Origin of the sequence: Microbacterium sp. NPDC058345 (assembly GCF_042723855.1) — a bacterium.
Taxonomy (GTDB): Bacteria; Actinomycetota; Actinomycetes; order Actinomycetales; family Microbacteriaceae; genus Microbacterium.
Map to the genome: position 1 here is coordinate 193,498 of NZ_JBHXIG010000002.1, position 8,052 is coordinate 201,549.

The window sequence follows — 8,052 nt, forward strand, 5'->3', positions numbered from 1 at the left end:
GATGCCGACCCCCACCGGTCCGAGGGTCGCCGTGATCGGCGCGGGCAGCTGGGGCACCACGTTCGGGAAGATCCTCGCCGACGGCGGCGCGCACGTGACGATGTGGGCTCGTCGCCCCGAGCTCGCCCACGAGATCACCGAGGCCAAGCGCAACTCCCGGTACCTGCCCGGCGTGAATCTGCCGCGCTCCATGGATGCCACGCATGAGCTGCCACGGGCACTGGACGGCGCCGCCCAGATCTATCTCTCGGTGCCGAGCCAGACGCTGCGTGAGAACCTCACGGCGCTGCGTCCGCTGCTCGAGGGCTCCGAGGCACCGATCGTCAGCCTGATGAAGGGCGTCGAGCGCGCCAGTGGACTGCGGATGAGCCAGGTGATCGAGCAGGAACTCCGCTGCGATCCGGCTCGGATCGCGGTCGCCTCCGGACCGAACCTGGCGCTGGAGATCGCGCGCGAGCAGCCCACCGCTGCCGTGATCGCGTCGCGCAGCCAGGACACCGCGGACACGGTCGCTCGCACCGCCCGCAACCGGTACTTCCGCTCGTTCGTGAACACCGACGTGATCGGCACCGAGTTCGGCGGCGTGCTGAAGAACCTCATCGCGGTGGCGATCGGCATCGTCGACGGCGTCGGCTACGGCGAGAACACGAAGGCGTCGATCATCACACGCGGCCTGGTCGAGATGACCGACTTCGCGGTCGCGAACGGTGCGCGGCCCGAGACGCTGCAGGGACTCGCCGGCCTCGGCGACCTCATCGCCACCTGCCAGTCGCCGCTGAGCCGCAACAACACCGCGGGGCGTCTGCTCGGCCAGGGGTACAGCTTCCAGGATGTGGTGAAGCAGATGCAGCAGACCGCCGAGGGACTCGCCTCGGTCGCCCCGATCCTGCAGCTCGCCCGGGAGGCCGAGGTCGACATGCCCATCGTCGAGCAAGTGAAGATGGTGCTGGACGGGAAGATGGATCCCCGTGACATCGCCCCCCACCTGACCACCGACGACGACACCCCCCAAGAGGAGAGAACGAATCATGGACAGGCAGACGGTGGTGGTCCTCTTCGGCGGGCGTTCCAGCGAGCATTCGATCAGCTCCGCAACGGCGGGCGGAGTGCTGGCGGCGATTGACCGCGACCGCTACGCCGTGATCCCCGTGGGAATCACCCGCGACGGCGCCTTCGTCCTCGAAGAGGACGACCCCACCAAGTTCGCTCTCGACGCCGAGCGCCTGCCCGAGGTGATCGACAACGGCACTCGGGTGCGGTGGCCGGAGCCGGCAGGGGATCGGATGCTGCGAGTCGTCGCACCGGACGGCTCGACCGTCGACCTCGGCGAGGTCGACGCGGTGCTGCCGCTGCTGCACGGACTGCACGGCGAGGACGGCGCGATTCAGGGGTTCCTCGACGTCATCGAGGTGCCCTACGCGGGGGGCGGCATCCTCGACTCCGCGGTGTGCCTCGACAAGCACTTCACGAAGCTGGCGCTGCGCGCCGCCGGCATCCCCGTGTCGCCCGGGATCACCGTGCGCAGCGCGCAGTGGGACGCCGATCCGGAGAGCGTCCGCCGCGCCGTGGCGGAGCTGGGCGCCGTGGTGTTCGTGAAGCCTGCCAGCGCGGGATCGAGCGTGGGCGTGTCCCGTGTCGAGGGGGGAGCGGGGCTGGACGAGGCGCTGCGGGTCGCCTTCGCCGAGGACGACAAGGTGCTCGTCGAATCCGGGGTCGCGGGGCGCGAGATCGAGGTCGGTGTGCTCGCCGGCCGCCGTGGCGACCGTGCCAGGGCGTCGCTGCCCGGCGAGGTGGTGCTCACCTCGCGCAGCTTCTACGACTTCGAGGGCAAATACCTCGGTGGCGACGGTGTCGACATCGTGTGCCCCGCCGACCTCGACGACGAGCTGATCGCACGGCTGCAGGACAGCGCGGTGCGCGCGTTCGAGGCTGTGGACGGCAAGGGCCTCGCGCGTGTCGATTTCTTCGTCACGCCCAGCGGTGAGCTGGTCGTCAACGAGCTGAACACGATGCCCGGCTTCACGCCGATCTCGATGTTCCCGAAGTGCTGGATCGCGTCGGGTATGTCGTACAGCGAGCTGATCACCGAGCTGATCGAGGCGGGGCTGCAGGGCCACCGGAGCTGAACCGATCGCGCGGTGACAGGGACTCAGCCCTGCAGGTCCTCAGGCAGCTGGTCCGGTGCGGTGCAGGAGCGCTCGGCGGGGATCAATCGCACGGCGGAGACGAGCGACGGGTCGGACAGCGCCGCGTTCGCGCTGACCCGCTCGGTGTCGACGAACACCTGCACGGCGGGATCACGGCCATAGGTCGTCATGCGCATCCCCGGCGCCTGCGAGTCGTCGACCAGCCAGTCGATGCCCTCGAGCGTGATGCACTGCAGCTCACTGGTCGGCCCCGGCACGGCGACGCCGCACGCGATGAGAACGGCGGTCGGATCGCCGAACGCCCCGGTCGACTGGGCGTCGGTCCAGCGACGGTCCTGATCGGCGACAGCGTCGGGAAGGCGCACGGTGACCTCGGCGCAGAGCGGATCGTTCGCGTCGGGAGCGGGTTCGAGATGGACGGTGCCGGCGCACCCGGTGAGGGCCAGCAGCGTCACCGCGCCGACCAGGGCGGCGAGACGGCGGAGCATGGTTCCAGGCTACCGTTGTCGGATGGCATCCCATCCCGGCGACGATCCGCTCATCGGTGACATCTCGGAGGGCAGGGTGCTGCGCGCGATCCTGTCGCGCACGGAACCGGCAGCGCAGGCGATCGTCGGTCCCGGAGACGATGCGGCCGTCATCGCCGCGGCATCCGGGTCGGTGGTCGCCACCACCGACACCCTCGTGCACGGACCCGACTTCCGCCTCGCCTGGTCGAGTGGCTACGACCTCGGCTGGAAGTCCGCCGCCGTGAACCTCGCGGACATCGCCGCGATGGGCGCGGCGCCGACGGCGCTGCTGGTCGCCCTCGCCGTGCCGCGCGATACGCGGCTGTCGTTCGTCACGGCGATGGCGGATGGGCTCCGCGACGCCTGCGCGGCGCTGTCGCCGGGATGCGCCGTGGTGGGCGGGGATCTCACGGTGTCGGATGTGCTGACGATCGCGGTGACCGCGCTCGGCGATCTGGGCGGTCGCCGAGCCGTGACGCGGTCCGGCGCACGTCAGGGCGACGTGATCGCGCTGGCGGGTGAGCTGGGCGCGGCGGCAGCCGGACTGAGTGTGCTGTTCGGCCGGTTCCGCGACGGGGACCGCCCGGTGCCGGTCGACCGCAGCGCCCTCGATGCGCGTCAACTGCAGGCACTGCAGGCACAGCTGCGCCCCACGCCGCCCATCGGGCTGGGGCCCGTGGCCGCGGCGGCCGGTGCCACCGCGATGATGGACGTCTCCGACGGGCTCGGCCTCGACGCCGCTCGCATGGCGGATGCTTCGGGGGTGACGCTGGCGCTCGACGGCAGCGCGCTGGACGCACTGGTCTTCGCAGGCGATCGTGCACGCGGCGTCGCGGGCGGGGAGGATCACGGGCTGCTCGCGACATTCCCCGCAGGGGTGCTTCCACCCGGATTCCGGGCTCTCGGCGTCGTGACGGAGCGGGGCGTCGCCGGGGTGCTGGTCGACGGTGACCCGATCGCCGACGCGGGATGGGATCCGTACCGGGACTGGGACGCGACGGCGGGCTGAGTCGCCCGGTGCAGCGCCGGCGTGCTCTCCGCGCCGTGCAGGATGAGCACCGATCGGCGGGATCAGACGGGCTCTGCCCACCAGACGGCGGTGTCGCCATACTCCTTGTGGCGCAGCAGCGCGAGACCGGCCGCATCCAGGTCTGGGGCGGTGGATCGGCGGGCGCGCTCGATGACGACGACCGCATCCGCCGACAGCAGCGGCGACAGCGCGACGAGGTCCGAGGTCATGGCGGCGTCGTCGAGGTCGTACGGCGGGTCGGTGAACACCAGGTCGTAGCCGGCGGAGGCCCGCGCGAGGAACGCGCGCACGGCGCTCTGATGCACCTTCGACGCGGTTGCCCCGCCGAGCGCCTTCGCGACGGCCGTCGCATTGCGGCCCGCCACCATCGCCGCCGGCCGCGATCGCTCGACCAGCTCGACCGATGCCGCTCCGCGGCTCCACGCCTCGAGCCCGAGCGCGCCGCTGCCCGCATACAGGTCGAGCACGCGCGCGGAGTCGATGGCATCCATTGACTCCAGCGCCCCGAAGACGGACTCGCGCACCCGATCGCTGGTGGGACGGGTGCCGGCACCGGGCACATCGAGGCGGATGCCGCGGGCCGCTCCGGCGATGATCCTCGTCACCCGTTCACGATACGACACCACGCGGGGGCGACCCGGCGGCGTCGGCGCCGATCCCTAGACTCGTCTCATGCCCTTCGAGCTCCACACCCCGCTGAGCACGGCGCTCGACGCGACCTCGGCACGCACGCTGGAGCGGGCCTTCGGGATGACGACCGTCGCCGACCTGCTCGGTCACTACCCGCGGCGCTACGCCGACCCGGGCGAGCTGACCCCCATCCGCGACCTTCCCATCGGCGAGACCGTCACGATCGTGGCCGAAGTGCTCTCCTCGAACGTGCGACGCATGCGCAACAAGCCGGGCGCCATGCTCGAGGTCGTCATCGGCGACGGCGTCGGAAGGATGAGCCTCACCTTCTTCGCGAAGAAAGCCGGGCAGGCCGAGTGGCGGCAGAAGGAGCTCGCCGTGGGTCGCCGCGGCGTGTTCTCGGGCAAGGTCGGCATGTTCAGGGAGACGGTGCAGTTCGCCCATCCGCAGTACGAGCTGTTCGACGACGTCGACGCCGCCCAGCGTCGCGCCGACGCCCGCAGGAACGTGCCGATTCCGATCTACCCCGCGACCTCCGCGGTGCAGAGCTGGCAGATCGCCAAGATGGTGGTCAGGGTGCTCGACGACCTGGGCGAGGTGCCCGATCCACTGCCGGAACCGCTGCGCGTCGCCGAAGGGCTTCTCACGGCGAGGGCTGCGCTCGAAGGCATCCACCGGCCGAGACAGCGAAGCGACATCGATCCCGCCGTGCGCACGCTGCGCGTGCACGAGGCGCTCACCCTGCAGGCAGCGCTGCTTCAGCAGCGCGAGCAGGTGCGCGCCCTCACCGCCACCCCGCGCAGCGCGGCATCCGACGGACTGCTGGAGCGCTTCGACAGCACACTGCCGTTCGCCCTCACGCCGGATCAGCAGGCGGTCGGCGCGCAGATCGCCGTCGATCTGGCCGCGGACCGCCCGATGAATCGCCTGGTGCAGGGCGAGGTCGGCTCCGGGAAGACCCTCGTGGCGTTGCGTGCGATGCTGCAGGTCGCCGAGTCGGGAGGGCAGGCGGCGCTGATCGCTCCGACGGAGGTGCTCGCCGGGCAGCATCTGCGCTCGATCACCAAGATGCTCGGTCCCCAGCTCGCCCCCGAGCTGATGCCCACACTCCTCACCGGCCAGATGAGCGCCCCGGAGCGGCGCAAGGCGGCGCTTCGCGTGGCTGCTGGCCAGGCGCTCATCGTCATCGGCACACACGCGCTGCTCGCCGACAAGACGACCTTCGCCGACCTCGCGCTGGTCGTGGTCGACGAGCAGCACCGTTTCGGCGTGGAACAGCGTGAGGCGCTCCGGGCGAAGGGCACCGCGCCGCACGCCCTGGTGCTGACGGCCACCCCGATCCCGCGCACCGTGGCCATGACGGTGTTCGGCGACCTGGACACCTCGGTGATCCGCTCCATGCCGGCGGGGCGCGCGGGGATCCAGTCTCACGTCGCTCCGCTCTCGGAGCATCCGTACTGGTGGCAGCGGGTCTGGGAGCGCGCCGCCGAGGAGATCGCCGGCGGACGTCAGGTGTTCGCGGTGTGCGCGGCGATCGACACCAGCAAGGATTCCGTCGAGGCCGGCGACGCCCCGCCGCCGGACGCGGAGGGGCGCGGTCCCCGCTGGGGCGTGGTGCAGCTCGACGAGGCCCTCGCGACCCATCCCCGGCTCTCGCAGGTGCGCAGGGCTGTGCTGCACGGCAAGATGCCCGCCGAGCAGAAGGATGCCGTGATGCAGGCCTTCGCGCGCGGCGAGATCGACCTGCTCATCGCGACGACGGTCATCGAGGTGGGTGTCGACGTGCCGAACGCGTCGACCATGATCATCCTCGATGCCGACCGCTTCGGCGTCTCTCAGCTGCACCAGCTGCGTGGACGCGTGGGACGGGGCCAGCATGCGGGGCTGTGTCTGCTGGTCACCGAGGCCGAGCCGGGCTCGCCGGCCCGCGACCGGGTGGAGGCGGTCGCCGCCACGTTGGACGGGTTCGAGCTCGCCGAGGTCGATCTCGAGCTGCGCGGCGAGGGTGACGTGCTCGGCGCCTCGCAGTCGGGAGTGAGATCCTCGCTGAGGCTTCTCCGCGTGGTCAAGGACGCCGGGCTCATCGCCCGCGCCAGGGAGATCGCCGCCGGCATCCTCGCGGAGGATCCGACATTGGAGCGGCATCCGGGGCTGAGAGCGACGATCGACCGTCGCGTGACCGACGAAGATCGCGCGGCCTTGGGCAAGAACTGAACGGCGGGTCGCGGCGGCCCCGGCGCTCAGCGGGCGCAGAGGATGCGGTGCCCTAGGCTGTGAGCATGAACAGCCGGATCGCCGTCGTCCCTGGCTCCTTCGACCCGCCCACGCTCGGACATCTCGATGTCATCGAGCGGGCAGCGCGCCTGTACGACGAGCTGCACGTGCTCGTCGTGCACAACCCCGGCAAGCAGGCCATGCTGCCCATCGCGCAGCGGATGAGCCTGCTCGAGCAGTCGATCTCCGAGGCGGGGGTGGAGGGTCACATCATCGTCGGCTCGTGGAGCATGGGACTGCTCGTCGACTACGCGCGGGATGTCGACGCCGGTGTGCTCGTCAAGGGCATCCGGTCGCAGGTCGACGTCGCGTACGAGTCGCCGATGGCCATCGTGAACCGTCACCTCGCCGACATCGAGACCGTCTTCCTGCTGCCCGACCCCGCGCACGCCATGGTGTCCAGCTCGCTGGTGCGCCAGGTCGCCGCGCTCGGCGGCGATGTCTCGCCGTTCGTGCCGCCGGTGGTCGCGTCGTTCCTCGACACCGGCGCGCGGGGTCTTTGAGCGCACCCACCGGCCCCGCTCCGCCCGCGGGCCGGTAGCATGGGCGGGGTGAAATCCCGAGTGAACGGCCCCTTCGTCCTCCCCGTCCGCGACATCGTGCGCAAACCGGGTGAGATGCGCGAGCATCAGCTCGACGTCGAACTCGCCGACAGATGGGGCGAGGGAATCGTCACCGTCGAGGCGGGCGAGACGGTGGAGCTCGACGTCCGCCTGGAATCGGTGCACGAGGGCATCCTGGCATCGGGAACCGCCTTCGCCGACTACACCGGCGTGTGCGGACGATGCCTCACGGACATCTCCGCGCCTCTCGAAGTCGAGTTCCAGGAGCTTTTCGCGTATCCTGGAGAGGAAGAAACTGACTTCGAAGTTCAAGACGACCACGTGGATCTTGAAAATCTGGTCAGGGATGCGATCGTGCTGTCGCTTCCATTTCAGCCGGTGTGTCAGCCGGACTGCCCGGGTCTCGACCCGAGAACGGGCGAGAAGCTGACCGGAAGCGCCGGATCAGAGAGCACCGCTCCCATCGATCCTCGATGGAGTGCGCTCCGACAGATCACAGACCAGGACGGCGCGGCAGGTAGCCGCTCCGCCGAGAAAGAAGAGAGCTAGTCATGGCTGGTAACCCCCCGAAGCGCAAGGTCTCCCGTTCGAACACCCGCTCGCGCCGTGCGCAGTGGAAGGCTGAGGCTCCCGCCCTGGTGAAGACCGTCGAGAACGGCAAGGTCGTCTACAGCCGCCCGCACCAGGCCAAGGTCGTCACCGACTCGCAGGGCACCGAGCTGTTCCTCGAGTACAAGGGCCGCAAGGTCGCCGACGTCTGATCTGACGATCGTGGCGGAGGTCCCCGAGGGGGAGAGGCCTCTCCTTGAGAAGCGGGGGGGGGGAATAGACGCCGAGCTTGTCGAAACTGGGATGAACCCAAGCGCCGAATCCAAAGAGCAAGGCGGCAGCCCCCACAA

9 protein-coding genes are annotated in these 8,052 nt (G+C 70.3%); 7 read left to right on the forward strand and 2 right to left on the reverse strand.

What is annotated here, in order from left to right:
- Nucleotide 1: 1 nt before the first annotated feature.
- Together ACFWH5_RS08535 and ACFWH5_RS08540 are read left to right on the forward strand one after the other, a co-directional pair.
- Nucleotides 2–1,123, forward strand: a complete 1,122-nt coding sequence (locus ACFWH5_RS08535; RefSeq protein WP_378833977.1) for an NAD(P)H-dependent glycerol-3-phosphate dehydrogenase — start codon at nucleotides 2–4, stop codon at nucleotides 1,121–1,123.
- Nucleotides 1,029–2,126, forward strand: a complete 1,098-nt coding sequence (locus ACFWH5_RS08540) for a D-alanine--D-alanine ligase family protein (RefSeq protein ID WP_378833980.1) — start codon at nucleotides 1,029–1,031, stop codon at nucleotides 2,124–2,126. Before ACFWH5_RS08535 ends, ACFWH5_RS08540 begins: the two co-directional genes overlap by 95 nt.
- 23 nt (nucleotides 2,127–2,149) lie before the next feature.
- Here the strand turns inward: ACFWH5_RS08540 and ACFWH5_RS08545 are convergent, their stop codons facing one another.
- Nucleotides 2,150–2,635 carry a DUF3515 family protein gene (locus tag ACFWH5_RS08545; RefSeq protein ID WP_378833982.1) on the reverse strand — a complete coding sequence of 162 codons (486 nt, stop codon included), beginning with the start codon at nucleotides 2,633–2,635 and terminating at the stop codon, nucleotides 2,150–2,152.
- 22 nt (nucleotides 2,636–2,657) lie between these two features.
- Here ACFWH5_RS08545 and thiL point away from each other — a divergent pair, with 22 nt between their 5' ends.
- The gene (thiL, locus tag ACFWH5_RS08550) at nucleotides 2,658–3,665 is read left to right on the forward strand and encodes a thiamine-phosphate kinase (protein WP_378833985.1); all 1,008 of its coding nucleotides are present in this window, start codon (nucleotides 2,658–2,660) and stop codon (nucleotides 3,663–3,665) included.
- 62 nt (nucleotides 3,666–3,727) lie between these two features.
- On the opposite strand, the gene rsmD is transcribed toward thiL, so the two are convergent.
- Complete coding sequence (rsmD, locus tag ACFWH5_RS08555) at nucleotides 3,728–4,291, reverse strand: 16S rRNA (guanine(966)-N(2))-methyltransferase RsmD (protein ID WP_378833987.1); 564 nt, start codon at nucleotides 4,289–4,291, stop codon at nucleotides 3,728–3,730.
- Between the two features lie 67 nt (nucleotides 4,292–4,358).
- Between rsmD and ACFWH5_RS08560 the strand changes: the two genes are divergently transcribed.
- The 4 genes from ACFWH5_RS08560 to rpmF all read left to right on the forward strand — a co-directional run bounded on the left by ACFWH5_RS08560 (nucleotide 4,359) and on the right by rpmF (nucleotide 7,914).
- Nucleotides 4,359–6,530 carry an ATP-dependent DNA helicase RecG gene (locus ACFWH5_RS08560; RefSeq protein WP_378833989.1) on the forward strand — a complete coding sequence of 724 codons (2,172 nt, stop codon included), beginning with the start codon at nucleotides 4,359–4,361 and terminating at the stop codon, nucleotides 6,528–6,530.
- 65 nt (nucleotides 6,531–6,595) lie between these two features.
- On the forward strand, nucleotides 6,596–7,093 hold the full coding sequence (gene coaD / locus ACFWH5_RS08565) for a pantetheine-phosphate adenylyltransferase (protein WP_378833990.1): 498 nt from the start codon (nucleotides 6,596–6,598) through the stop codon (nucleotides 7,091–7,093).
- 60 nt (nucleotides 7,094–7,153) lie between these two features.
- Entirely contained in the window at nucleotides 7,154–7,702 is a 549-nt protein-coding gene (locus ACFWH5_RS08570; protein ID WP_378833992.1) for a YceD family protein, read from the forward strand.
- A 2-nt stretch (nucleotides 7,703–7,704) separates the two neighbouring features.
- Nucleotides 7,705–7,914 carry a 50S ribosomal protein L32 gene (gene rpmF / locus ACFWH5_RS08575; protein WP_050721097.1) on the forward strand — a complete coding sequence of 70 codons (210 nt, stop codon included), beginning with the start codon at nucleotides 7,705–7,707 and terminating at the stop codon, nucleotides 7,912–7,914.
- Nucleotides 7,915–8,052 lie beyond the last annotated feature (138 nt).